Source organism: Alsobacter sp. SYSU BS001988 (assembly GCF_054796215.1).
On record NZ_JBTAMK010000005.1, the window covers coordinates 62325 to 85884 of the forward strand.

General features: G+C 69.4%; 21 protein-coding genes. 10 read left to right on the forward strand and 11 right to left on the reverse strand.

Going from position 1 to position 23560, the window contains the following annotated elements; translation table 11 throughout:
- Window positions 1-178: 178 nt before the first annotated feature.
- Window positions 179-658 (reverse strand): DUF192 domain-containing protein, encoded by a 480-nt coding sequence (locus tag ACYVO7_RS11920; RefSeq protein WP_460450044.1) that lies wholly within the window; start codon window positions 656-658, stop codon window positions 179-181.
- A 121-nt stretch (window positions 659-779) separates the two neighbouring features.
- Complete coding sequence (locus ACYVO7_RS11925; RefSeq protein ID WP_460450045.1) at window positions 780-1379, reverse strand: cold-shock protein; 600 nt, start codon at window positions 1377-1379, stop codon at window positions 780-782.
- 335 nt (window positions 1380-1714) lie between these two features.
- On the opposite strand from ACYVO7_RS11925, the gene ACYVO7_RS11930 reads away from it, so the two are divergent.
- The 3 genes from ACYVO7_RS11930 (at window position 1715) to ACYVO7_RS11940 (ending at window position 5057) form a co-directional block, all read left to right on the forward strand.
- On the forward strand, window positions 1715-2266 hold the full coding sequence (locus ACYVO7_RS11930) for a MarR family winged helix-turn-helix transcriptional regulator (protein WP_460450046.1): 552 nt from the start codon (window positions 1715-1717) through the stop codon (window positions 2264-2266).
- Window positions 2263-3483, forward strand: coding sequence for an HlyD family secretion protein (locus ACYVO7_RS11935; protein WP_460450047.1), 1221 nt, complete (start codon window positions 2263-2265; stop codon window positions 3481-3483). Before ACYVO7_RS11930 ends, ACYVO7_RS11935 begins: the two co-directional genes overlap by 4 nt.
- 71 nt (window positions 3484-3554) lie before the next feature.
- Complete coding sequence (locus ACYVO7_RS11940) at window positions 3555-5057, forward strand: DHA2 family efflux MFS transporter permease subunit (protein ID WP_460450048.1); 1503 nt, start codon at window positions 3555-3557, stop codon at window positions 5055-5057.
- A 3-nt stretch (window positions 5058-5060) separates the two neighbouring features.
- Here ACYVO7_RS11940 and ACYVO7_RS11945 read toward each other — a convergent pair whose 3' ends face one another.
- Both ACYVO7_RS11945 and greA read right to left on the reverse strand, forming a co-directional pair.
- Complete coding sequence (locus tag ACYVO7_RS11945; protein ID WP_460450049.1) at window positions 5061-5747, reverse strand: 4'-phosphopantetheinyl transferase family protein; 687 nt, start codon at window positions 5745-5747, stop codon at window positions 5061-5063.
- 48 nt (window positions 5748-5795) lie between these two features.
- Complete coding sequence (gene greA / locus ACYVO7_RS11950; RefSeq protein ID WP_460450050.1) at window positions 5796-6263, reverse strand: transcription elongation factor GreA; 468 nt, start codon at window positions 6261-6263, stop codon at window positions 5796-5798.
- A 171-nt stretch (window positions 6264-6434) separates the two neighbouring features.
- Between greA and ACYVO7_RS11955 the strand changes: the two genes are divergently transcribed.
- The 3 genes from ACYVO7_RS11955 (at window position 6435) to ACYVO7_RS11965 (ending at window position 10357) form a co-directional block, all read left to right on the forward strand.
- Window positions 6435-7019 (forward strand): HdeD family acid-resistance protein, encoded by a 585-nt coding sequence (locus tag ACYVO7_RS11955; protein WP_460450051.1) that lies wholly within the window; start codon window positions 6435-6437, stop codon window positions 7017-7019.
- A gap of 267 nt (window positions 7020-7286) precedes the next feature.
- Entirely contained in the window at window positions 7287-9965 is a 2679-nt protein-coding gene (gene ppdK / locus ACYVO7_RS11960; protein ID WP_460450052.1) for a pyruvate, phosphate dikinase, read from the forward strand.
- 107 nt (window positions 9966-10072) lie between these two features.
- Window positions 10073-10357: a hypothetical protein gene (locus tag ACYVO7_RS11965; RefSeq protein ID WP_460450053.1), complete on the forward strand. Its 285-nt coding sequence runs from the start codon at window positions 10073-10075 to the stop codon at window positions 10355-10357.
- 5 nt (window positions 10358-10362) lie between these two features.
- On the opposite strand, the gene ACYVO7_RS11970 is transcribed toward ACYVO7_RS11965, so the two are convergent.
- From ACYVO7_RS11970 to ACYVO7_RS11985, 4 genes are all read right to left on the reverse strand, one after another.
- Complete coding sequence (locus tag ACYVO7_RS11970) at window positions 10363-11112, reverse strand: ABC transporter ATP-binding protein (protein WP_460450054.1); 750 nt, start codon at window positions 11110-11112, stop codon at window positions 10363-10365.
- Window positions 11099-12874, reverse strand: a complete 1776-nt coding sequence (locus ACYVO7_RS11975; protein ID WP_460450055.1) for a branched-chain amino acid ABC transporter ATP-binding protein/permease — start codon at window positions 12872-12874, stop codon at window positions 11099-11101. The genes ACYVO7_RS11970 and ACYVO7_RS11975 overlap by 14 nt, the downstream gene beginning before the upstream one ends.
- On the reverse strand, window positions 12871-13746 hold the full coding sequence (locus ACYVO7_RS11980) for a branched-chain amino acid ABC transporter permease (RefSeq protein ID WP_460450056.1): 876 nt from the start codon (window positions 13744-13746) through the stop codon (window positions 12871-12873). Before ACYVO7_RS11980 ends, ACYVO7_RS11975 begins: the two co-directional genes overlap by 4 nt.
- A gap of 76 nt (window positions 13747-13822) precedes the next feature.
- Window positions 13823-14968 carry an ABC transporter substrate-binding protein gene (locus ACYVO7_RS11985; protein ID WP_460450057.1) on the reverse strand — a complete coding sequence of 382 codons (1146 nt, stop codon included), beginning with the start codon at window positions 14966-14968 and terminating at the stop codon, window positions 13823-13825.
- Between the two features lie 314 nt (window positions 14969-15282).
- Between ACYVO7_RS11985 and pcaD the strand changes: the two genes are divergently transcribed.
- Genes pcaD through ACYVO7_RS12000 form a run of 3 tightly spaced genes read left to right on the forward strand, consistent with a single transcriptional unit; the run spans window position 15283 to window position 17356 of the window.
- Window positions 15283-16053, forward strand: coding sequence for a 3-oxoadipate enol-lactonase (gene pcaD, locus ACYVO7_RS11990; RefSeq protein WP_460450058.1), 771 nt, complete (start codon window positions 15283-15285; stop codon window positions 16051-16053).
- Between the two features lie 22 nt (window positions 16054-16075).
- The gene (locus ACYVO7_RS11995; RefSeq protein WP_460450059.1) at window positions 16076-17122 is read left to right on the forward strand and encodes a ketopantoate reductase family protein; all 1047 of its coding nucleotides are present in this window, start codon (window positions 16076-16078) and stop codon (window positions 17120-17122) included.
- Between the two features lie 48 nt (window positions 17123-17170).
- The gene (locus tag ACYVO7_RS12000) at window positions 17171-17356 is read left to right on the forward strand and encodes a hypothetical protein (RefSeq protein WP_460450060.1); all 186 of its coding nucleotides are present in this window, start codon (window positions 17171-17173) and stop codon (window positions 17354-17356) included.
- 7 nt (window positions 17357-17363) lie between these two features.
- Here ACYVO7_RS12000 and ACYVO7_RS12005 read toward each other — a convergent pair whose 3' ends face one another.
- Together ACYVO7_RS12005 and ACYVO7_RS12010 are read right to left on the reverse strand one after the other, a co-directional pair.
- Entirely contained in the window at window positions 17364-19049 is a 1686-nt protein-coding gene (locus tag ACYVO7_RS12005) for an adenylate/guanylate cyclase domain-containing protein (RefSeq protein ID WP_460450061.1), read from the reverse strand.
- A 131-nt stretch (window positions 19050-19180) separates the two neighbouring features.
- Window positions 19181-21532 (reverse strand): glycoside hydrolase family 15 protein, encoded by a 2352-nt coding sequence (locus tag ACYVO7_RS12010; RefSeq protein ID WP_460450062.1) that lies wholly within the window; start codon window positions 21530-21532, stop codon window positions 19181-19183.
- A 153-nt stretch (window positions 21533-21685) separates the two neighbouring features.
- On the opposite strand from ACYVO7_RS12010, the gene ACYVO7_RS12015 reads away from it, so the two are divergent.
- The gene (locus ACYVO7_RS12015) at window positions 21686-22675 is read left to right on the forward strand and encodes an ABC transporter substrate-binding protein (protein WP_460450291.1); all 990 of its coding nucleotides are present in this window, start codon (window positions 21686-21688) and stop codon (window positions 22673-22675) included.
- Window positions 22676-22710: 35 nt separating this feature from the next.
- On the opposite strand, the gene ACYVO7_RS12020 is transcribed toward ACYVO7_RS12015, so the two are convergent.
- A complete protein-coding gene (locus ACYVO7_RS12020) occupies window positions 22711-23556 on the reverse strand; it encodes an ABC transporter permease (protein WP_460450063.1) in 846 nt (281 codons plus the stop codon).
- Window positions 23557-23560: the final 4 nt, after the last annotated feature.

Below are 23560 nucleotides of genomic sequence, written 5' to 3' on the forward strand. Positions count from 1 at the left end.
AGATTGTGGACGGATCCATGCGGGCGGCGACGTGCGGGAGGCCGGGAACGGATGGCGCGCCCGAGCGTTCTCATCTCGCAAATCGGGATTGCCCCCCTCCGATTTCGAGCGACAAGGCCCCGCGGCGTTCAGCTCCCGCGGGGCCTTTTTCATGAATTTTCAGAGACTTGCCCGATGTTCAGGGCTTCGCGCCGAAGAGGGCGTGCTGCACCTTGTCGCCCGGCTGGAGGCCCAGCTTTGCGGCGACGCCGGCGTTGATCTCCAGCACGCCGAAGACCGGTTCGCCGGACGAGATGGTCCGGGTCGAGTGCGGTTCGGTGTCGGCCGCGATGCGCGCGATCACGCCGTCCTTGCGGATGAACACCATGTCGAGCGGGATGAATGTGTCCTTCATCCACATCATCACGGGCTGCGTCTCCTTGAAGTCGAACAGCATTCCACGGTCCACCGGCAGGTAGCGGCGAAACATCAGGCCTTTCGCGCGCTCCTCGTCGGTGCGCATGACCTCGACTTCGAAGGTGCGGGGGCCCTGCTTGGTGAGGATCACCAGCTTTTCGAGCGCGGGCTCGGCCTGCGCAGGCCGCGGCGCCAGGGCGCAGAAGGCGAGGCAGAAGAGCGCGGCGACGGACAGGATGCGGGGGAGATACGAAACCGGCATGGAGGGACCTCTGGACGACGCGGGACACTGCCCCGCTCCGTCGCTGTCGGTCAATCCGTTCGAGCTGTCCGCGCGGGCCGCGCGCCTGCGCTGTCCGGCTGCGCCGCGAGCCGTCCCAGGGTCAGTGCGAGGACGGGGCCTGTGCGTTGACGGCCAGGAGCCGCACCTCGGCGGCCATCAGCCCCTTCGGGCCGTCGCCGAACCGCACCATCACGGTTTCGCCGGGCTTGAGTTCGGTGATGCCGTAGCGCCGCAGCGTCTCCATATGGACGAAGATGTCCGGCGTGCCGTCGCCACGGGAGACGAAGCCGAAGCCGCGCAGGCGGTTGAACCATTTCACCACCACGGGCTCCAGCCCGCTGGTCGGGGTGACGCTGACATGGGTCCGGGCGGGCGGCAGCTGCGAGGGGTGCGGGGCCGCGGACGTGTCCATCGACAGGATGCGGAAGGCCTGGTAGCCGCGCTGGCGGCGCTGGGCCTCGCACACCACCCGCGCGCCCTCATAGGCGACCTGGAACCCGTCCCGGCGCAGGCAGGTGGCGTGCAGCAGAACGTCGGGCATTCCGTTGTCGGGGACGATGAAGCCGTATCCCTTGGCGACGTCGAACCACTTGATGGCGCCGGTGATCTCGATCAGATCGAGCGGAGCCTCGTCATGCGCTCCTTCGTCGAGAGCTCCCCCCGTCAAGGAGGGGTTCTTGGCACTGAAATCTTCCGACATCGGGCAACACCAATCCGAGCGGTTGTACAAGGCCGGGTCAGCACACGCGGGCGACGTGGCAGGGCATGACTTCGCCGACTCATTCCGTGATTCAGCATAGCACCGCCGCCCCTTCGCGACAGGCCGAAATGCGGGCTTCGTCAGGTGGCGGCTCCCTCTGCACAGCATTCTTCGGCAGCGTTCCAGGTGTCTGCAACCACCGGTAGTCACTGGCGTGATTGATCGTTGCGAAGCTCTGCGTCACGCGCAAGGCCGCTTCGCCGCACATGCTCTGGAAGAGCTGCTGTGCCGCCTTATGTTAAGCTCGCTTACGAATTCGAATCAGGACGAGGCCCATGTCATCTTCCCTCAAGGCCGCCCACCGCGCCCCGGCCGGCGCCGCCGGGCCGGGCCCGGAGCGAAGGCCCGCCACGCCGGAGCGGGAACTGGGATTTCTGATCGCCGACGCGGCGCGCCTGCTGCGCACCTATACGGACCAGCGCGCGCGCGAAATCGGCACCACGCGGGCCCAATGGGCCGTGCTGAACCGCCTCGAACGCCGGCAGGGGATGAGCCAGAACGAACTCGCCTGCGTCCTGGACGTTCAACCGATCACGCTGGCGCGGCAGATCGACCGGCTCTGCGACGACGGCCTCGTCGAGCGGCGCCCGGATCCGGGCGACAGGCGGCTCAAGCGGCTGTTCCTGACGCAGAAGGCCTATCCGGTGCTGGATTCCCTGTCGGCCGTGGGCGGCGAGATCATGGGCGCGGCCCTCGCCGGGCTCGATCGCGACACGATCGCGGCCCTGATCCGCGACCTCGGCGTCGTGAAGGACAATCTGAAGCAGCGGCTCCACTTGGACGGCGCCGAGCGAACCGACCTCTCATCCGCAAAGACGAAGCCATGACCGATGTGACCGAAAGCGCCGAGAAGGGCGCCGCGACAGAGCCGGCGTCCGCCGGCGCCCCGGCAGCCGCCGCAGAAGCTTCGGCCGCGCCGGCGGCGCCGGCTCCGGCCAGGAAGCGCCGTGGGCTGCGCTTCGTCCTGTTCGTCGTCGTTCCGCTGCTGGCCGTGGCGGGCGGCGGCTACGCCTATCTGCACGGGGGACGCTTCGTCTCCACCGACAACGCCTATGTGGGCGCCCAGAAGGTGCTGATCACTCCGGAGATCTCCGGCAAGGTCAGCAAGATCCTGGTGCAGGAAGGCCAGCGCCTGTCGCCCGGCGACGAGCTGCTCGAGATCGACCAGACGTCCTACCGGATCGCGGTCGATTCCGCGCAGGCTCACCTCGCCAAGGTGGCGACGGACTTCGCCACCCTAAAAGCCAATGTGAAGAGCCTGGAGAGCCAGCTCCAGCTCGCCCGCCAGACCCTGACGCTTCGCCAGGCCGACCTGCAGCGCAAGACGGACCTGCTGGCCAGCCGCGCCGGGTCTCGCGCCGAGCTGGAATCCTCGGAGATCTCCGTCGCCGCCGCCCGGGCGCAGATCGAGCAGCTCGAGCAGCAGCGCGCCGCCCAGCTGGCGCAGCTGCGGGGCGACCCGGACATGGCCATCGAAGCCTTCGCGCCCTGGATGGAGGCCAAGGCCGCGCTCGACCGGGCGCAGCGCGACCTGTCCCAGACCGTGCTGCGGGCCCCCATCTCGGGCGTGGCGACGCAGGTCTCCAGCATCCAGATGGGACGATACCTGGACGCCGGAACGGCGGTCTTCAGCATCGTGTCCGACGACCAGCCCTGGGTCGACGCCAATCCCAAGGAGACGGACCTCACTTACGTGCAGCACGGCCAGCCGGTGTCGATCACGGTCGACGCCTATCCGGATCGCGTCTGGCGCGGCCATGTGGCGGCGATCAGCCCCGGGACCGGGGCCCAGTTCGCGATCCTGCCGCCTCAGAACGCCAGCGGAAACTGGGTGAAGGTGGTCCAGCGCGTTCCGGTCCGCATCGAATTCGATGCGGGCGAGGACACGCGCGAATTGCGCGCGGGCATGAGCGCCAATGTCGACATCGACACCGGCCGGCAGCGCACGCTGGCGGGCCTGTTCGGGCTCGGCAAGGCGGTGGCGGCCATCATGGGGCCTGGCGCCGGCCAGTCGCCGGCCGCCAAAGAAGCGAGCGCGCGCTGATGTCGGCCGCCGCGCCCGCCCTGCCCTCGCCTGCCGCGGCCCCGGCGAAAACGGGAGCCGGCGCCCGGCGCATGCTCCTGACCGTCTGCGTCATGATGGCCACCATCATGCAGGCGCTGGACACGACGATCGCCAATGTGGCGCTGCCCTACATGCAGGGCGGCCTCGGCACGACGCAGGACCAGGTCAACTGGGTGCTGACCTCCTATATCGTGGCCGCGGCCATCATGACCTCGCCGCTGGGCTGGATGTCGGCCCGCTTCGGCCGCAAGCGCCTGTTCATCGTCTGCACCGCCGGGTTCACGGTGGCGTCCATGCTGTGCGGGGCGGCCCAGAGCATCGAGCAGATGGTGCTGTTTCGCCTGCTCCAGGGCGTCTTCGGGGCGGCGCTGGTGCCGCTGTCGCAGTCGGTCATGCTGGACGCCTATCCGGCCGAGCAGCGCGGCTCGGCCATGGCGATCTGGGGCATGGGCGTGATGCTCGGCCCGATCATGGGCCCGACGCTGGGCGGCTGGCTCACCGAGACCTACAGTTGGCGCTGGGTGTTCTTCGTCAACCTGCCCGTCGGCGTCGTCACCGTGCTCGGCCTGTCGGCCATCATGGAGGAGAGCCCCGCCAAAAAGGCGCTCTCCTTCGACTGGTTCGGCTTCATCGCCCTGTCCGTCGGCATCGGCGCGTTGCAGCTGATGCTCGATCGCGGCGAGCAGGTGGGCTGGTTCGACTCCGGCGAGATCGTGGCCGAGGCCGTCATCGCCGCCGCCGGCTTCTACTTCTTCCTGTCGCACGCCTTCACGGCGCCGCGCTCCTTCATCCCGATCCACATCTTCAGGGACCGGAACTTCGCCGTCGGCGTGATCTTCATGTTCATCGTCGGCATCATCCTGCTCGCCACCATGGCGCTGGTGACGCCCTTCATCCAGAACGTGATGGGCTACCCGGTGCTCACCTCCGGCCTGCTGCTGGGAACGCGCGGCATCGGCACGCTGGTCGCCATGATGGTGGTGGGGCGGCTCCTGAGCGTCGTCGACCCGCGCATCCTGATCTTCATCGGGCTGTCGGCCTCGACCTGGGCGCTGTGGGCCATGATCGGCTTCTCGCCGAACACCTCGGCCATGCACATCAACATGATCAACATCATCCAGGGATTCGGCCTCGGCTTCGTCTTCGTGCCGCTGAACACGGTCGCCTTCGCGACGCTGCCGGGCGAGCTGCGCACCGACGCCACGGCGCTCTGGACGCTGATCCGCAACATCGGCAGCTCGATCGGCATTTCGGTGGTGATCGCCCAGCTGACCAGCAAGACCACGCAGTTCCACAGCCAGCTCGTGGAGCACCTGACGCCCTTCAACGACGCGCTGAAGATGCCGGACGTGAAGGCCGTGATGGACTGGACCACGGTGTCCGGCCGGGCGATGCTGGACCAGCTCGTGACGCAGCAGGCCGCCATCATGGCCTACGGCAACGACTTCAAGCTGATGATGTTCATCAGCCTCGCGGCCTTCCCTCTACTCCTGGCCATCAAGGGCGCCAAGCGTCCCGCCGGGGGCGCTCCCGAAGCCCATGTGATGGACTGAGCGTCAGGCCCGCACAACCGTCGCCTCGACGCTGGGCGCGTGCAGCGCCACGGCCGCCGCGATCGGCCCGGGCAGGTCCGCGAGCGCGAAGGGCGCTGCGAAACCCGGCATGGCCACCAGGCCACGGATGGGGCCGGTCCCGACCGTCAGCAGGCGCGGATCGACCGAGAAGCCGGTCCCGCCGGCCTTCATCACCGCCTCCTTGCGGGTCCAGAGCTTCAGGAAAGCCGCGTCGCGCCCGTCCGGCGGGATCGCCAGGAAAGCTTCGAGTTCTGCCGGCGTCATCACGACCTCGGCGACGGCGTCGCGATCCGGCGGAGCGGTCGGCTCCAAGTCCACCCCGACCTCCGCTCCGAGCGTCAGGGCGAGCGCGACATGCTCGTCTGAATGACTGAGGTTGAAGCGCAGCCGCGTGGGCAGGGCCAGCGTCGGCTTGCTCCTCTCGTCGATGGCGATCGGAATCTTCCCGGGCGCAAGCCCCAGGAGCCGGGCCATGCACGTGCGGGCCAGCGCCCGGCCCGCCACGAAGGCGCGCGCGGTCGCAGGATGGGAGATCGCTTCGGCGCGGATGCGCTCCTCTGGCGCAAGCCTCTCGGCTCCCGCCGCCCAGCGCGCGATCTCGCTGATCAGGACGAGGACGCGCCCTTCGACGAGCGGCTCGGGCGGAAAGGGGTCTGGCGGCGTCAGCATCGCCCCGCCACTGTGCCAGATCGGCCGGCGCGCGCGAGCGGTTTCGGTTCAGCCGATGGCGACGATTTCGGCCTGGCCCTGGCCGGCTTCGACGATGTCTCCGACGCTCTTGCCCAGCAGAGCCTGGGCCAGCGGCGCGACATGCGGGAGCGTGCCCCGCGCGGGGTCCGCCTCGTCCTCGCCGACGATGCGCCAGGTCTGGCGCCGGCCGTCGTCGCGCTCGATCGTCACCGTCGCGCCGAAATGCACCGTACGCGGGTCCGTGGAGGGTTGCACCAGCTCGGCGTTGGACAGGCGATGCTGCCAGTAGCGCAGGTCGCGCGCGGCGCGGGCCACGCTCGCCTTGTCGCCCGAAGCCTGCGCGTCGCCGTGCTCCCGGCGCAGCCGCTCCACCGCCTCTTCGATCTGGCGCAGGCCTTCTGGGGTCACGAGGTTGGGATGGGGGCTGACAGGGCGGTCCGGCAGGTCCTCGAAGGCTTCTCCTCCGTCCTGCTCTTTTACGAAGGCGCGGCTCATGCCCAGGTTCCCCTCTGGTCGTATTCTTGTGCGAAGGACGATCGCGCGCATCCGGCCGCTCGGCCAGTGCTAGACAATGAAACGGAACCCCCCTGCGTTCCACAACTTTAGAGAGTACACTGGGCGCACCCCGCCGCACTCCAGACCTCGCGACTGCAAGAGGAGTGACCCATGAGCACAACAGCCCCGGACAATGCCGCCTATGGCGGCCCAAGCCTGCGCAGCGGCATCGACGCGCTCCGGTCCCGCTGGGGCTGGATCGTCGCCGTCGGCGTCCTCATCAGCCTGTGCGGCCTGATCGCGCTCGGCAGCGTCGTCATGGCGACGGCGGTGAGCGTGACGGTCGTCGGCTTCATGATGGTGGTGAGCGGCGCGATCGAGATGGCCCACGGTTTCGCGTCCAAGAGCTGGGGGCGCTTCTTTCTCTGGATCCTCCTCGGCGCGCTCTACGCGCTGGCGGGCGTCTTCGCGATCATGAACCCGCTGCTCGCCGCCAGCGTGCTGACCCTGATGCTCGGCGCCGGCCTCGTGGCGTCCGGAATCGTTCGCATCATCCTGGCTTTCCAGATGAAGGAAGGCGCGCCCTGGGGATGGGTGGCGCTGTCGGGTCTGGTCACGCTCCTGCTGGGCGGCATGATCCTGGCGCACTGGCCCGTGTCGAGCCTCTACGTGCTCGGCATGTTCCTCGGCATCGACCTGATCTTCGCCGGAACGGGCTGGATCGCGATGGGGTTGGCCTTGCGCCGCCGTACTTAGACCTTCGCAGGCGTCGCGAGTCGGAACCAAGTTGAAGCGAGCGCGTTGCGGACCGGGCCTTTTCGGCCCCGCTTCAGTCACCCGGTGCGTCGGCCGATGATGCGCGCCGACCAACGGGTGATTGCGTTTTGCCTGAAGCTGGGCAATGGGAAGTCGCGCGCTCAGCCGTGGTCGTGCGCGGCGCAGGACATCGCCGCACGACGGCGAAGGACAGCGCAAGGCGGGCTCACCGCGTTGCGCGCTTCATGGCATTGAAGGACGGGGCTAATGACGAAGTGGGTCTACACGTTCGGGGACGGCAAGGCGGAAGGCCAGGCCGGCATGCGCGAGCTGCTGGGCGGCAAGGGCGCCAACCTGGCCGAGATGAGCAATCTCGGTCTCCCCGTGCCCCCCGGGTTCACGATCTCGACCGAAGTGTGCACCTATTATTACGCCCACGGCCAGACCTACCCGGAGGACCTCTCGGGCCAGGTCCAGGCGGCGCTGGACCATGTCGGCGGCCTGACGGGCAAGACCTTCGGCGACGCCGCCAACCCGCTGCTCGTCTCCGTGCGCTCCGGCGCCCGCGCCTCCATGCCCGGCATGATGGACACCGTCCTCAACCTCGGGCTGAACGACGTCACGGTCGAGGCGATCGCGGCCAGCTCCGGCGACGCCCGCTTCGCCTATGACAGCTACCGCCGCTTCATCCAGATGTATTCGGACGTCGTGCTCGGCGTCGAGCACCACCACTTCGAGGACATTCTGGAGGAGTACAAGGACCGCAAGGCCTACTCCCTCGACACGGACCTCAGCGCCGACGACTGGAGGCTCATCGTCTCGCGCTTCAAGGAGACCGTCCAGAAGGAGCTCGGCCGGCCCTTCCCGCAGGATCCCAAGGACCAGCTCTGGGGCGCGATCGGCGCCGTGTTCGGCTCCTGGATGAACCAGCGCGCCAACAAATACCGCGAGCTGCACGGCATCCCGGCGAGCTGGGGCACGGCCGTCAACGTCCAGGCCATGGTGTTCGGCAATCTCGGCGACACCTCGGCGACGGGCGTGGCCTTCACCCGCAACCCCTCGACCGGCGAGAAGGAGCTCTATGGCGAGTTCCTGATCAACGCCCAGGGCGAGGACGTCGTCGCCGGCATCCGCACGCCGCAGGACATCACCGAGGCGGCCCGCAAGGCCGCGGGCTCGGACCGGCCGTCGCTCGAGGTCGCCATGCCGGAGGCCTATGCGGAGTTCATCCGCATCTGCGGCCTTCTTGAGAAGCACTACCGCGACGTCCAGGACGTCGAGTTCACCATCGAGCGCGGCAAGCTGTGGATGCTGCAGACCCGCAACGGCAAGCGCACCGCCAAGGCGGCGCTGAAGATCGCGGTGGAGCTGGCGGCCGAGGGCCTGATCACCCAGGACGAGGCGGTCGCCCGCATCGACCCGATGTCGCTCGACCAGTTGCTGCATCCCACCATCGACCCGGACGCGGACCGCAAGGTCCTGGCGACCGGGCTTCCGGCGTCGCCGGGCGCGGCCGGCGGCGAAATCGTGTTCGATTCGGACGAGGCTGAGGCCGCCAAGGCGGCTGGCCGCAAGGTGATCCTGGTGCGCGTCGAGACGAGCCCCGAGGACATCCACGGCATGCACGCCGCCGAGGGCATCCTGACCACGCGCGGCGGCATGACCTCGCACGCCGCCGTGGTGGCGCGCGGCATGGGCAAGCCCTGCGTCTCCGGCGCGGGCGGACTGCGCGTCGACTACGCCAGCCAGACCATGACGGCCGCCGGCGTGACCCTGAAGAAGGGCGACTGGATCACCATCGACGGCGGCGCCGGGCAGGTGCTGCTGGGCGAGATCAAGATGCTGGAGCCGGAGCTCTCCGGCGAGTTCGGCACGCTGATGGGCTGGGCCGACAAGGCCCGCCGCATGAAGATCCGCGCCAACGCCGAGACGCCGCTCGACGCCCGCACGGCGCGCCAGTTCGGCGCCGAGGGGATCGGCCTGTCGCGGACGGAGCACATGTTCTTCGAGGGCGAGCGCATCGTCGCCGTGCGCGAGATGATCCTGGCGGACGACGAGGCCGGCCGGCGCCACGCGCTCGCCAAGCTGCTGCCCATGCAGCGCGCCGACTTCGTCGAGCTGTTCACGATCATGAGCGGGCTTCCGGTCACCATCCGCCTGCTCGACCCGCCCTTGCACGAGTTCCTGCCGCACAGCGACGAGGAGGTGGCCGAGGTCGCGGCCGCGATGGGCGCGTCCGAGGACAAGCTGAAGCGCCGGGCCGCCGAGCTGCACGAGTTCAACCCGATGCTCGGCTTCCGCGGCTGCCGCCTGGCGATCGCCTATCCGGAGATCGCCGAGATGCAGGCGCGCGCCATCTTCGAGGCCTCCGTCGAGGCCGCGAAGGCCACGGGGGCGCCGGTGATCCCCGAGATCATGGTTCCGCTGGTCATGGGCCGGCCGGAATTCGACATCGTCAAGGAGCGCATCGTGGCCATGGCGGCGGCGGTCGAGAAGGAGACGGGGGCCAAGCTCGACTACCAGGTCGGCACCATGATCGAGCTGCCGCGCGCCTGCCTCAAGGCCGACGAGATCGCCGAGACGGCCGAGTTCTTCTCCTTCGGGACGAACGACCTCACCCAGACCGGCCTCGGCATCTCCCGCGACGACGCGGCGAGCTTCCTTGGGCCCTACACCGCCAAGGGCATCCTGCCCTACGATCCCTTCGTGACGCTCGACATCGAGGGCGTCGGCGAACTGGTCAAGATCGGCGTCGAGCGCGGCCGCAGGGTGCGGCCCGACATCAAGCTCGGCATCTGCGGCGAGCATGGCGGCGACCCGACCTCGATCGCCTTCTGCGAGCAGGTCGGCCTCGACTACGTCTCCTGCTCGCCCTACCGCGTGCCGATCGCCCGTTTGGCGGCGGCGCAGGCCGCGCTCGGGGTGAAGGCCGCAAGCCAGGCCTGAGACCGTCTCCGCCGGCAAGCCGAAGGTCGGGTCCGCAAGGGCCCGGCCTTCATGCTATGAGGGGGCCGGCCGCGGCGGATCGCGGCGCGATCTTCCGTCGAGGCGCCGTGAGCCGATTCATCTTCGCCCACAAGACCGCCGTCGCCTTCGTGGCCGCGCTGACGCTGTTTGGCGTGGCGCAGGGCCTGGTCGTGACGCGCTGGCCCGAACTGGAGCGCTCGGTCGTGCCGACCTTCCTGTGGCCGATCCTGGCGTCGCTGGCCATCGACGTGGCGATCCGCCCGGCCGTGGCCGCGGGCCGGATCGCGGACCTGCGCACCGAGACGCGCTTCGCCGGCGTGCTGGCGGGCGTGCTGGCCTATACGGTCGTGCGCTGGGCCGCCCAGGGCTGAACCCGTCAGAGGGCCGGCAGGGTCGCCTTGACGCGGGCGTGCCCGCCCAGATAGGCGGCGCGGATCTCTTCGTTGCCCCACAGCTCCGCCGGCTTGCCGCTGAGCACGAGCCGCCCGGTCTCCAGCACATAGCCCCGGTCCGCCACCGACAGGCCCATGCGGGCGTTCTGCTCCACGAGGAGCACCGTCGTGCCTCGATGCCGGATCTCGGCGATGATGGCGAAGACCTTCTGCACGATCACCGGCGCGAGCCCGAGCGAGGGCTCGTCCAGCAGGAGCAGCTTCGGCCGGGCCATCAGGCCGCGCGCCACGGCGACCATCTGCTGCTGGCCGCCCGACAGCGTCCAGCCCAGCGCATCCGCGAAGGGCCGCACGTCCGGGAAGAGGTCGAACATCTCGTCCGCCTCCCGCCGGATCTGGGCCTTGCTCAGGCCCTTGCGGTTGGAGGCGCCGAGCATGATGTTTTCGCGGGTCGTGAGGCCGGGGAAGACCCGCCTCCCCTCCGGCACATGCGCGACGCCGCGGCGCACGATATCCTCCGGGCCGATCCCGACCAGCGACTGCCCTTCGAACAGGATGTCGCCCGAGACGGGCTTCACCAGCCCCGAGATGGCCCGCAGCGTGGTGGACTTGCCCGCGCCGTTGCCGCCCAGGAGCGTGACCACCTCGCCAGGCTCGACCGCCACGGTCAGGCCATGGAGCGCCTCGATCTCGCCGTAGCGGACCACGAGGTCCTTGCATTCAATGAGCGGCATCGGGCTCGCTTCCCAGGTAGGCGGTGACGACGTCGGGATGGTTGAGCACGGAGACGGGGTCGCCGTCCGCGATCCTGCGGCCGAAATTCAGCACCGTGATGTGCTCGGCCACGTCGCTGACGAGCGTCATGTCGTGGTCGATGATCAGGATGGTGAGCCCCTTGGCGGCGATGCGCTTGAGCAGGCCGGTGAGCTCCACCTTCTCGGTGGAGTTCAGGCCCGCCGCCGGCTCGTCCAGGAGCAGGAGGGTGGGATTGCCGGCGAGCGCCCGGGCGATCTCGATGAGGCGCTGGTGGCCGTAGCTGAACGACGTCACGAGCTCGTCGCCGCGGTCGCCGAGCCCGACGAAGGCCAGCGCCGAGCGGGCCCGCGTCTCCAGCGCGTGATGCGCCTTCTCGACCGGGTTGCCGGGATGCTCGGCCCCGATCACGACGTTCTCGACCGCCGTCATGGAGCGGAACAGGCGGATGTTCTGGAACGTCCGCCCGAGCCCCGCGATCGTCCGCCGGTGCGGCGGCAGGCCCGTGATGTCGGTCCCGTCGAGCACGATCCGGCCCGCGGTGGGCGTGTAGATGCCCGAGAGCACGTTCAGCGTCGTCGTCTTGCCGGACCCGTTGGGGCCGATGAGCGCGTGCACGCTGCCGCGCCGGACGGCGAAGTCGATGCCGTCCACCGCCTTCAGCCCGCCGAAATGCTTGGCCAACCCCTCGATGCGCAGCACGTCCGGGTCGTGCCCGGCCGACTGGCGCAGCTCCAGCGCCGCCGCCTCCGCCCGCGCCGGCGCGGCGCGGTGGAAGCGCCGCGTGACGTTGGACATCCAGCCCCAGATCCCGTCCGGCATGAACAGCACGATCAGGATCACGGCCAGGCCGTAGATCGCGAGGTAGAGCCCGGGCACCGATTTCAGGAACCGCAGCCATTCGGGGATCAGGATCAGGAGCCCCGTGCCCACGACCGCCCCGATGGGCGACGCCACGCCGCCCAGCAGCACCATGGTGAGGAACACGATGGATTCGGCGAAGGAGAACTGGTCCGGGCTCACATAGGCGAAGCCGCCGGCGAACAGCGCGCCGCCCAGCCCGCCCAGCAGGGCGCAGATGGCGAAGGCCGTCACCTTGGTGCGCTGCACGTCGATGCCGGCGACGCTGGCCGCGAGTTCGTTGTCGCGGACCGCCCGCATGGCGCGCCCGAGCGGCGACGCCGGCAGGCGCCAGACGAGGTACCCGACGACCGCCAGCACGGCGACGCAGAAGGCGAGATAGCTCTGCGACGACTGGAACAGGGCCGGCCGCGCGATGCGCGAGACGCCGTCCGGCCCATGCGTGACCGGGATCCAGTTGATCATCACCAGCGTGACGATCTGCTGGAAGCTGATCGTCACCATCGCCAGGTAATGGCCCCCGAGGCGCAGGGTCGAAGCGCCCAGGAAGGCTCCGGCTGCGAGGACCAGCACCAGGCCGATCAGCGCGCAGACCCAGTAGGAGAGGCAGTAATCGACGGTGCCGAGCCCCACCGCATAGGCGCCGAGCCCGAAAAAGGCCGCCTGCGCCAGGTTGATTTGGCCGCACAGGCCCAGCACCACCGTCAGCCCCATCACGGCGACCGAATAGGTGGCCGCCTGCATGAGGATATTGGTGATGTAGCCGTCGAAGGCGTGGGTCGCCGCGTAGAACACCACGACGGCGACCAGCGCCACATAGGCGAGGAGCCCGAGCTGCGGCAGCCGGCGCGAGGCCGGAGCGGGTTGGGTGATGGTGGTCATGCTTTTTCCGCCACCCGTTCGCCGAAGAGGCCCTGCGGCCTGAACACGAGGAAGAGCACCAGCACCAGGAAGGCGAAGCCGTCCTTGTAGGGCACCGAGACATAGGCCGCGCCGAAGGTCTCGATGACGCCGAGCGCCAGCCCGCCGATGATCGCTCCCGCCACGTCGCCGAAGCCGCCGATGATGGTGGCGGCGAACGCCTTCAGGGCGATGGTGCCGCCCATCTGGATCGACACGAACAGGATCGGCGCGACCAGGATGCCGGCGAGCCCGCCGAGCACCGCGCTATACACGAAGGTGATCATGATCATCATCGCGACCGGGATGCCCAGCAGCGAGGCCATCTCCTTGTCCTGGGAGGTGGCCTGCAGCTTCTTGCCCAGGAGCGTGTGCTCAAAGAACCAGTACTGGAACGCCACCAGCACGACCGTGACGGCGATGATCAGGAGATACTGGCTGTCGAGATAGACCGGCCCGACATTGAAGCCCGGCGTCTCGAACACCGGCGACAGGACCTGCGGCTGCGGCCCGTACAAGGCCAGCATGGTGTTGGCGACGAGGATCGACGCGCCGATGGTGGAGATGATCACCGGCAGGTAGGTGCGGTGCCGCAGCGGGTAGTAGACGCCCAGATTGAAGACGACGCCGTAGAGCGCCATGCCGGCCAGGGCCAGCAGGAACGAGAGCCAGTAGGGCCATTCCAGGTCGACGGCGAAGATCACCATCAGGAACGCCGCGACCATCGAGAACTCGCCCTGCGCGAAGTTGACGACGTTGGTGGCGCGGAAGATCAGCACGAATCCGAGCGCCACGAGCGCGTAGACGGAGCCGATGCCGATGCCCGTGAAGAGCAATTGAAAAGCAAGATCCATGAGGCCCCCGGGAAAGTCGCGAACGGCGCGCCGTCATGGTCCCGCCGGCCGTCGGGCGGGCGGGACCATGGGGGACTTAGTCGTTGAACTCGATATGCTTGGCGAAGACGATGTTTCCGCTCTTGTTCTGCACGACGTTGTAGCCGTGCAGGCCGTCGCCGTTCTGGTCGAAATTGTACTCGCCCTCGGCGCCCTTGTGCCCCTTGATGGAGAGCATCGCGTCGCGCACGGCGGCCGGGTCGGTCTTGCCGGCCTTGTTGATGGCGGCGGCCAGCAGGGTCACCGCGTCGTAGCACCAGGACGACTGGTTGTCGGGGTTCACCTTCATGGCGGCCCGATAGGCGTCGGCGAAGGCCTTGGCCTCGGGGCTGGAATCCTCGGCGTAGTCGGCCACCCCGTAGGTGTTGTAGAGGGCCGGGCCGGCGAGCTTCAGCGCCGTGACGTTGACGATCGACGGCGACCCCACCCACGGCGCCGTGACGCCGAGCTGGCGCAGCTGCCGGGCGAAGATGCCGAGGTCGTTCTCGAAGGTGAAGTAGGAGGAGATGATGTCGACGCCGGCCTGCTTCAGCGCCAGCACGACGGGGGTGAAGTCCTGCGACTGGTTGGCGTAGCCCTGGATCACCACCGGGGTGAGGTTGAGCGCCTTCAGCGCGCCTTCCAGCGCCTTCATGCCGTTGGTGCCGAACGCGTCGGTGGAGTGCACGATGCCCCACTTCTGCAGCTTCAGCTCCTTGACTCCGAACTCGGCGATGACGCGGCCCGAATAGCCGTCATTGGGCCGGCAGCGGAACAGCCACGGATTGCCCAGCTTGGTGAGCGTCGGGTCGGTGCCGCCGAACATCGTCGGCTTGGCGGTCTTCAGGATGTCCGGCGCCATCGCGTGCATCTGCGTGGAGCGGATGGAGCCGATGAAGCCGACGATGTCGGCGTTGGTGGCGAGCTTGGAGAAGGCCAGCACCGCGCCCGGATTGGTGGTCTGATCGTCCTCGGTGACGATCTCCATGGGCTTGCCGAGCACGCCCCCGGCCTTGTTGACCTTCTCGAGCGCGAGCTTGGCGCCCGCCATGGCGTATTTGCCGGCCTCCGCGGCGGGCCCGGTGATCGGCACGACCTGCCCGACCTTGACGGTCGCGCCCTGCGCGCTGGCTCCGCGAAGCAGCGCCGGCGCGGCGAGCCCGGCCGCAAGTCCCGACGTGAATACGCGCCTGGTCACCTTCATCTCGATCCCTCCCTGATGCGCCGGCTTCGCGGCGTCATTCGACGTTGGACGCATTAGAGGATGCCGGACGGCGCTTTGTCCACGGGCGAAATGAAAGAACGGGACCCGCTGATCACAGTTTAGGCGCCATTCCGCTTCGAAGACCTCAAGCGCCGCCGTTCCCCGCTGAAATCGACCCTGATCTCTTGCGTCCTCCCGGACGGCGCCGGCCGGCGGCCGACGTGACAATCGGCAAGGATCCTGCTGCGGCGGCGCGCTGGCTCCCGCGCGCCCGCTGCTGCTATCCTGCCGCGCGCCGCGAGACGACGATGACGATGCTGACGATCCAAGGCGAGACGTTCCATGTGCGGGTCGACGGCCCGGCGGACGCACCCGCCCTGATGCTCTCGAACTCCCTGAGTTCGGACCTGAGCATGTGGGACGACCAGGTCCCGGCCTGGTCCCGGCGTTACAGGGTCATCCGCTACGACCATCGCGGCCACGGCGCCAGCGCGGCGCCCCGCGCCGAATATGGCTTCGACCAGCTCGGCCGCGACGCCCTGGGCGTGCTGGACGCGCTGGGGATCGAAAAAGCGCATTGGTGCGGGCTGTCCATGGGCGGCATGACCGGCATGTGGCTCCTGACCCACGCGCCGGAGCGGATCGACAGGGCGGCGCTGGCCAACACGGCCGCCCACATGGGGCCGCGCGAGCTCTGGGACGGGCGCATCCGCACCGCCGAGCGCGGCGGCATGGAGGCGCTGGTCGAGCCGACCCTGGAGCGCTGGTTTCCGGCCCATTTTCGCGAGAGCGCGCCCGCCGTCATGGCGCGGATGCGCGCCATGGTGCTGCGCACGCCCGTGGCGGGCTATCAGGGCTGCTGCGCGGCGATCCGCGACATGGACCAGCGCGAGGCCATCAAGGGGATCGATAAGCCCGTGCTGGTGATCGTCGGCGCCCGCGATCCCGCCACGACGCCGCCCGACGGCGCGCTGATCGCGTCCTCGATTCGCGGCGCCCAGATGGCGACGCTGGACGCGGGCCATCTGTCGAATGTCGAGCGCCCGGCCGAGTTCACGGCCGCCGTGGCGCGTTTCCTCGGCTGAGACGCCGGATCGGGCAAGGGGAATGAGGATGAAAGTCTGCGTGTTCGGGGCCGGCGCCGTCGGCAGCAACATCGCCGCGCATCTGCTGCGCGCGTCGACGGCCAGGGTCGCCATCGTGGCGCGCGGGCCCCATCTCGACGCCATGCGACGGCGGGGGCTCACGCTGAGGAGCGATGCGGACGCGTTCACGGTGGAGACGCCGCTCGCCACTGACGATCCTGGCTCGCTCGGACCGCAGGACCTCGTCCTGGTCACCCTCAAGGCCGTGTCCCTGCCCTCCTGCGCCGCCGCGATCGGCCGGCTGCTCGCGCCGGGCGGCGCGGCGGCGTTTCTCAGCAACGGCGTCCCGTGGTGGTGGCGGCACGGGCTGGACGATGCGCCCGCGACGCTCCCCCTGCTCGACCCGGATGGAGCGCTGTGGCGCGACGTCGGCCCGGAGCGCAGCCTCGGCGGCGTCATCTACTCGCCGAACGAGATCGTCGAGCCGGGCGTGGTGGTGAACCGGGCCCGGAGCCGCTTCGTCTTCGGCGCGCCGAAGGCCGGACCGAACCCGATGCTCGACCGCACCGTGGCGCTGTTTCGGGCGGCGGGCATGGAGGCGCAGGCCAGCGCCGACATCCGGCGGGAGATCTGGCTGAAGCTCCTCCTGAACGCGCCCGGCAACCCTCTGGCGGCCCTCACCCGCCTCACGGCGGGCGAACGGGCCGAGGACGAAGGCCTGGTCGCGGTCGCGTCCGCGATCATCCGCGAGGTCCTCGCGGTCGCCGCCGCCGAAGGATGGGACCTCGCCGCCGACGTCGACGTGGACGCGGCCGTCAGGCCCGCGGGCGCGCTCGGGGGCGGCCGCCCCTCCATGCTCCAGGACGTGCTTGCGGGGCGGCCCACCGAGGTCGAGGCCCTGCTCGGCCAGCCGGCCGCCTTCGCGAAGGCGCATGGGCTGGCCACGCCCGTGGTCGACGTCGTGCTCGCGCTCATGCGCGGATTGACCGGGCGGTCCGGGCGGGCCGCACCTGAAACTTGTCCACGTTATCAACAGAAGTCAGGGGCGCCGGCCCCTTGCGTCGCCTAGCAAAGGTTTGGTTTTATGCAACCTCGTTTCGAGGAGCAGGGTTGACCAATGACGATCTGTGAATCGAACCATGAAGAGATCATCTTCGAAGGCATGCGCGACGAACTGCGGCATCTGTTCGATGTCGGGGTCGGGGACGCCGATTGGTCGTCCATGCGGCTCGACGAGCGCGCCGCCTGGCTGCGCGAGATGATCGAGCGCGTCTTCGCCGGAGACAGCGCCCAGCCCGCCTGAGAGCGCGTCAGCGCATGGGGCGCAGGGTCCGCCGCATGGGCGACGTCGCCTGTCGCGGCCAGGCGTAGGCGTCGGCCGCCTCGAGATCCAGCCCGGCCCTCTCGTCGAACGCGCGGCGCAGGATCCCGAACAGGTGAATGCGGTCATGCCGACCGCGCAGCAGGTGCGAGCCGAAATCGGTGAAGCGGGCCAGCATGTCGGACCGCATTTCCTCGTGGATCTTCGACCAGGTCGCCTCGGTGATCAGCACGGAGGTCTGCAGCGCCCGGCAATAGCCCTCGACGCGGCTGGCGATGTTGACCGTGTCGCCCAGGACGGCGAGCTCGAGCTGGTCCTCCGCCCCGACGTCGCCGAAGAGCACGTCGCCGTAGTGCACTCCCACGGCCACCTCGATGGGCGAGCCGAGGCGATCGGGGGACCGGTTCCACGCTTCGACCTCCGTCTGCAGGTCCATCGCGCAGGACACCGCGCGCGACGCGTCGGCGACGCCGCGCATCGGCGCGCCGAACACCGCCATCAGGCCGTCCCCGGTGAATTTGTAGATGGTGCCCTGGTGCCGGAACACGATGCGGCAGGCGATGGCCAGCATCTCGCGCAGCACCGCGATGATCTCGTCTGGGGCGCGATCCTCGCAGAAGGACGTGAAGCCGACCATGTCGACGAACATCACCGCGGCCGCCTGCGTCTTGGCCGACGACAGGGGGACGTCGATCTCGATGAGGTGCTCGACGAGGTTGCGCGGGAAGAAGCGGGCCAGGTTGGCGCGCTCCTGCGTCATCTCCTTCAGGCGCGCCTCGGCCTGGTGACGCGCGGTGAGGTCGCGCACGAAAATGGCCACCATGCCGCGGTCCTCGCGGTCGATGCGCGCCATGGTGAGCTCGATCGGGAACAGCCGGCCGTCGGCGCGGGGCGCCGTGGTCTCCATGCGCAGCGCCGGTCCGCGCGCGCCGCCCCTGCGCGAGGCCTTGGCGAAGAGCTCGCGCCAGTCCGCGCCGCTGTCGGCATTGAACAGCAGCGAGCCGATGCTGCGCCGCAGGACGTCGGCGCGCGTCCAGCCGAAGGTCGCCTCGAAGGCCGGGTTCACGTCGATCACCCGGCCCCCGCCGTCGGTGATCAGGATGCAGTCGAGCGACACGTCCATCATGGCGGCGCGCAGCGCCTCCATGGCGCGCAGCGACCGCGCCGTCTTCTCGCGCGCCGCCGAGGCCGCGATCAGCGCCCCGGTGGTCTGCAGCAGATGGATCTCCTCGGTGGCCCAGTCCCGTTCCGCCACGCAGTCGTCGAACCCCAGATGCCCCCACCAGGCCCCGTCGATGTGGATCGGAATGGAGATGAAGGACACGATCCGCTGGAACTCGAAGTCCTCGCGCAGCACGCCGGTGAGGTCGCGCGTATGGCCGCGGATGAGCTCCCCGCGCCGGCGCCTGGCGATCCACTCGTCGAAGGTGGGATCGTAGTCCTCGATCACCTCCTTGGAGTATCGGGGCGACCCGCCGAGGCTGGGCAGGCCCGGAGCGCTCCAGTCGTGGCGGCAGGTATGGGCCAGCTTGCCGTCGGGCGTGGGATCGATCTCGAACAGGAAGACGCGGCTGACGTTCACCGCCCGGCCGAGGCGGGCCAGCAACTCGTCGATCCCGTGACGCCAGTTCTCCGCCTGCGCCATGGCGGCCGCCGCGAAAGCGATTTCCTGCAAGATTAGCTGATGGCGATCCAAGGGCCCGCCCTGCGTCGATCCGACCGGGGGAAGGTAGCCGTTCGCGCCCTCAAAGGGAAGTTGCGGATGATGAGTTTACAATTTCTGCACGCACAACCGCGTGTAGGCCGTCAGCTCCGACGCTCGATCCGGATCCTCCGGTCGATCTCGATCCACCGGCCCGAGCCGAGGTCCTGGCACGAGAAGTCGACCCGCTCGGCGCCCGCCAGCGCCTCGGGCGCGACGTCGACGACCTGCAGGCCCAGCAGTCCGGGCGCGCTCGAGGCGTCCCGCGGCTGGGTCCAGCCATCCACGCCCCAATGCACCAGAGTGGGCTCGTCGAAAATGAAGCGCAGGCTCTGCCCGGCCCGCATCGTCCCCACGGGCATCTTGCGCGTCCAGTGCGCGCGTTCGGCGGTGGGCCTGCGACCCTCATAGCGCAGCCAGACGGCCTCCGGGCGGTCGATGGGACGCCCGCGGTTCAGGGACAGCGCCAGCTTGGCGAATTCGGCATGGGCCCAGACCAGCGGCATCGCCGATCCCGACGGCTTGCCGGCGCGCAGGCCCGCCCGCGGCGCCGGCTCGTCGTCCCAGATCTGCTCCGGCAGCATCCCGCAGCGGCCGCTCATCGCCATCATGGCCCGCAGCAGACGCTTGGCCTCCTCCAGGTCGCCGGCGCACAGGGCGAAGTGCCCCCGCTCTCCCGTAAGGAGCGGCCAGGGGCGGCCCCGGCCCACCCCGTCATAGGGAGCGCCGTCCTCATGCTCGCCATAGCCGTCGCCATTGTAGCGGTACCAGGACGGACCGGAGGGAGTCTCCGCCTTCAGCATGGCGTCGACCAGCAGGACGCTGTCGCGCACCACCGGATCGTCCGGCGACCGCAGGCCGAAGCGGACCAGTTGCAGGAAGTCGGTCGAGATCAGCGTCGAAGCCGGCGTCAGGCACTCGCCCGTATGGTTGCGCACCGGGACCGGATCGGCGATCGCGGCCGGATCCTCGATGACGGCCGCCGGGGCGGAGCGGACATAGTAACGGGAGACGCCGTGGCGGGCCGTGAGATGCGGATCGCTGGCGGCGAGCCAGTCCTCGACATGGGCGTTCCAGTCGTCGGCCAGGAGCAGCATGTCGCGCCTGTGCCGCAGATGGGCCAGTTCCGCCCCGCAGACCATGGCCGAGATGGCCACGGCCAGCGTGAAGGCGTTGACGCCGGGCGTCTCCTCCCAGCGGTCCTGGTCCGTGGACGGGCCGTTGAGGACGACGAAGCGCAGCGCGCGGCGCGCCATCTCCTCCACCACGACGCCGTCGAGCGCGTCGACCTCTGCCAGCGCATAGGCCAGCAGCACCGGGAAGGCGATCTCGTCGAGCTGCACGCCGGACCAGCGCGGCCGGCCGCCGAGCCACTGGTTCTGGGACCAGCGCCCGTCGGCGTTCTGCGTCGCGATCAGGTAGCGCAGGATGTTGCGGGCCTCCGCCAGCGCCCCGAACCCGAGCAGCGCCCCGGCGCTCTCCACCAGATCGCGCGGCCACACCAGGTGGTAGCCCCCGGTGTCGTCCGTGCTGCTGCCCCAGGGGATGCTGAGGCTCGCCACCATGGCGCCCGGATAGGTCTTGTCCTGATGGGCGCGCAGGACCATGGCGGCCACATGCAGCGCTTCGCGGAACTCTCCCGGGCAGCGCTCCGGATCGACGCTGCGCGCGTGCCACTGCTCCCAGTCCTCGACGTGGCGGCGCCAGACCGTGTCGAAGGGCTGCAGCAGGGCCGAGATGGCGAGCGTGGCCGCGGCGTCCTTCTCCCGCCCGAAGCCCAGCGCCAGCACGGCCTGCGGGCTCTGGATCTCCGCCATGAGGGCGACGTTCCCCGGTCCGGCGCGCTCATGCGTCCAGGTCATCGCGCCGTGGCTGGCGAAGTCCTGCCAGCCGTCGCTCACCCCGACATAGCCGGCGCTCGCCTTGCCCCAGGCGTCGCGCTGGGTGGCGGGGTCGACGCAGGCCAGGGCCAGGGCGAACGGGCCCTGTTCGGCGCACAGCACGATGCCGTCGCGGTTCATGAACACGTCGGCGGTGTTGTCGAAGCCGGTGCCGCCCAGATGCGGGGCCAGCAGGGCGTAGAGCTTGAGCCCGGCGTCGCCCGTCAGGCTCGCCTCGATGAGAAGGACGTCGCGCTCCGGATCCGGCGCGATGCGCAGCGTGAGCTCGAACCGGGAGTGGCGGTGGATGATGTGCACGGCGGGAACGCCCGGCCCGGGCGTCGTCAGCGCATAGTCGGCCGAGCGCTTCACCTCCGCCCAGAAGCCCTGCCCGTCGGCGACGATGAAGCCGAGGTCGCGGATCTGCGGGCTGTCGACGCGGGGATAGTAGACCTCGTTGACGATGCCGTAGCCGACCGTGAACCACAGGCGCGAGGTCCCCAGGCTCGTGCCCACCATGTCCTTGGCGCTGCTGGTCCAGGTCGGCCGGATGCCGGGCTGTCCAGGCGCTTCCATGGCGTGCTCCTCGTGCGGGGGGCGGGAGCGTTCTCCATACCACAACCAAAGGCTGCTTCGCCCTGCGGCTCCCGCCCGCGCTTGGCGATCCCGATCGGCCCGGCTAGCCTTCCCGCGCAAAAAGAAGCAGCGGGAGGAAACGACGTGAGACTGATGTCCTGCATGGCCGCGCTGGCCGTCGCGGCCCTGGGCGCGGCCGCCCCGGCGCGCGCCGAAGTCGCCGAAGTGCGCCTGACCCACCAGCCCGGCATGATCTACATGCCGATCATCCTCATGGAGAAGCAGAAGCTGGTCGAAAAGCGCGCCGCCGAAGCGGGTCTGGGCGACGTCAAGGTGAGCTGGGTGACGCTGACCAGCGGCGGCGCCTCGGTCGACGCGCTCATCTCCGGCAATATCGACTTCGTCACCAGCGGGGCCACCAACCTGCTGCTGGCGTGGGACCGCACGCGCGGCGAGATCAAGGGCCTGGCGGGCTCGGGCGGCGCCCCGATGCTCCTGGTCACCCGCAACCCGGAGGTGAGGACGCTCGCCGACTTCTCGGCCAAGGACCGCATCGCCGTTCCCACCGTGAAGGTCTCCACCCAGGCGGTGCTGCTGCAGATCGCGGCGGAGCGCCAGCTGGGCGAGGCCGGGCGCAACAAGCTGGATCCGATCACCATCCAGCTCGGGCACCCCGACGCGGTCGGGGCGGTGCTCAGCGCCAACAACGAGGTGAACAGCCATTTCTCGCTGCCGCCCTACCAGCAGATCGAGCTCAAGGACCCCAAGATCTACGCCGTGCTGAACTCCTATGACATCGTCGGCGGTCCGCTCAGCAACGCCGTCGTGTTCGGCAAGAAGAGCTTCGCCGAGGCCAACCCGAAGCTGACCAAGGCCGTCCTGGACGCCCTGGAGGACGCCGACTCGCTGATCAGGGACGAGCCCCGGAAGGCGGCGGAACTCTACCTCGCCGCCACCGGCGAGAAGCTGACGCCCGACGAGCTGGTCGCCATGATGCAGCAGCCCGGCGTGGTGTTCTCCACCACGCCCTACGGGACGATGCTGCAGGCCGACCACATGGCCAAGTCAGGCATCCTGAAGACGCGGCCGGCGAGCTGGCGCGACTTCTTCCTCCCCTTCGTCCACGACAAGCCGGGCACCTGAGCCAGGCCGCGGAAGGCCCGCCGGGGCCGCTCCGGTCAGTGCGCGGGCTGCTGCTTGGCCCGCGTCACGATCTGGGTCGGGTTGACGAAGCGCAGCGCGATCACCAGCCAGATCAGGGTCGTGACCATGTAGACCACCGCCATGGCGTCGATCGACTGGACCGCCCGCACGCCGGCGGCGAAGACGGCGTAGTAGAGCGCGACCACCAGCGTCTGGCTCGTCGGGCCCGCGGTCAGGAAGGTCAGCTCGAACATCGCGATCGTGCGCACCAGCACCAGCAGCAGCGAGGCGAGCACGCCCGGCAGCAGCAGCGGCACCAGCACATAGACGAAGAGCTTGAACGTGTTGGCGCCGAAAAGCCGGGCCGCCGCCTCGACCCGCGGGTCGATCTGCTCGATGAAGGGCATCATCACGAGCACGACGAAGGGGACCGACGGGACGAGGTTGGCGAGGATCACGCCGCCCATCGTGCCGCCGAGGCCGGACTGGTACAGCACCGTCGCCAGGGGGATGCCGTAGGTGACCGGCGGCACCAGCAGCGGCAGCAGCAGGAGCAGCATGACGAGGCGCTTGCCGGCGAACTCCCGGCGCGCCATCGCATAGGCGGCCGGCACCCCGACCAGGCCGGAGATCAGCACCACAGCGCCGACGATCTGGAAGGTGACGAGCAGCAGCTCGTCCAGCTGAAACTCGGCCCAGGCGGACGAGTACCAGCGCAGCGTGTAGCCGTCGGGGAACCAGGAGCGCAGCCAGCGCGTGGCGAAGGAGCTCATCACCACCGCCGCGATCATCGCCAGCAGGTTGACGACGAAGAAGATCACCGTGGCCCAGACGGCCGTGACCCAGAGACGGCCGCCGACGCTCCGCACATTCACCGCCATCGGA

Coding starts and splice junctions, on each gene's coding strand:
- pcaD (WP_460450058.1), top strand. CDS start 15,283: ATGCTGACGATCCAAGGCGAGACGTTCCATGTGCGGGTCGACGGCCCG.
- ppdK (WP_460450052.1), top strand. CDS start 7,287: ATGACGAAGTGGGTCTACACGTTCGGGGACGGCAAGGCGGAAGGCCAG.
- ACYVO7_RS11940 (WP_460450048.1), top strand. CDS start 3,555: ATGCTCCTGACCGTCTGCGTCATGATGGCCACCATCATGCAGGCGCTG.
- ACYVO7_RS12015 (WP_460450291.1), top strand. CDS start 21,686: ATGTCCTGCATGGCCGCGCTGGCCGTCGCGGCCCTGGGCGCGGCCGCC.
- ACYVO7_RS12000 (WP_460450060.1), top strand. CDS start 17,171: ATGACGATCTGTGAATCGAACCATGAAGAGATCATCTTCGAAGGCATG.
- ACYVO7_RS11985 (WP_460450057.1), bottom strand. CDS start 14,968: ATGAAGGTGACCAGGCGCGTATTCACGTCGGGACTTGCGGCCGGGCTC.
- ACYVO7_RS11930 (WP_460450046.1), top strand. CDS start 1,715: ATGTCATCTTCCCTCAAGGCCGCCCACCGCGCCCCGGCCGGCGCCGCC.
- ACYVO7_RS11970 (WP_460450054.1), bottom strand. CDS start 11,112: ATGCCGCTCATTGAATGCAAGGACCTCGTGGTCCGCTACGGCGAGATC.
- ACYVO7_RS11980 (WP_460450056.1), bottom strand. CDS start 13,746: ATGGATCTTGCTTTTCAATTGCTCTTCACGGGCATCGGCATCGGCTCC.
- ACYVO7_RS11995 (WP_460450059.1), top strand. CDS start 16,076: ATGAGGATGAAAGTCTGCGTGTTCGGGGCCGGCGCCGTCGGCAGCAAC.
- ACYVO7_RS11945 (WP_460450049.1), bottom strand. CDS start 5,747: ATGCTGACGCCGCCAGACCCCTTTCCGCCCGAGCCGCTCGTCGAAGGG.
- ACYVO7_RS11955 (WP_460450051.1), top strand. CDS start 6,435: ATGAGCACAACAGCCCCGGACAATGCCGCCTATGGCGGCCCAAGCCTG.
- ACYVO7_RS12010 (WP_460450062.1), bottom strand. CDS start 21,532: ATGGAAGCGCCTGGACAGCCCGGCATCCGGCCGACCTGGACCAGCAGC.
- ACYVO7_RS11920 (WP_460450044.1), bottom strand. CDS start 658: ATGCCGGTTTCGTATCTCCCCCGCATCCTGTCCGTCGCCGCGCTCTTC.
- ACYVO7_RS11925 (WP_460450045.1), bottom strand. CDS start 1,379: ATGTCGGAAGATTTCAGTGCCAAGAACCCCTCCTTGACGGGGGGAGCT.
- greA (WP_460450050.1), bottom strand. CDS start 6,263: ATGAGCCGCGCCTTCGTAAAAGAGCAGGACGGAGGAGAAGCCTTCGAG.
- ACYVO7_RS12020 (WP_460450063.1), bottom strand. CDS start 23,556: ATGGCGGTGAATGTGCGGAGCGTCGGCGGCCGTCTCTGGGTCACGGCC.
- ACYVO7_RS11975 (WP_460450055.1), bottom strand. CDS start 12,874: ATGACCACCATCACCCAACCCGCTCCGGCCTCGCGCCGGCTGCCGCAG.
- ACYVO7_RS11935 (WP_460450047.1), top strand. CDS start 2,263: ATGACCGATGTGACCGAAAGCGCCGAGAAGGGCGCCGCGACAGAGCCG.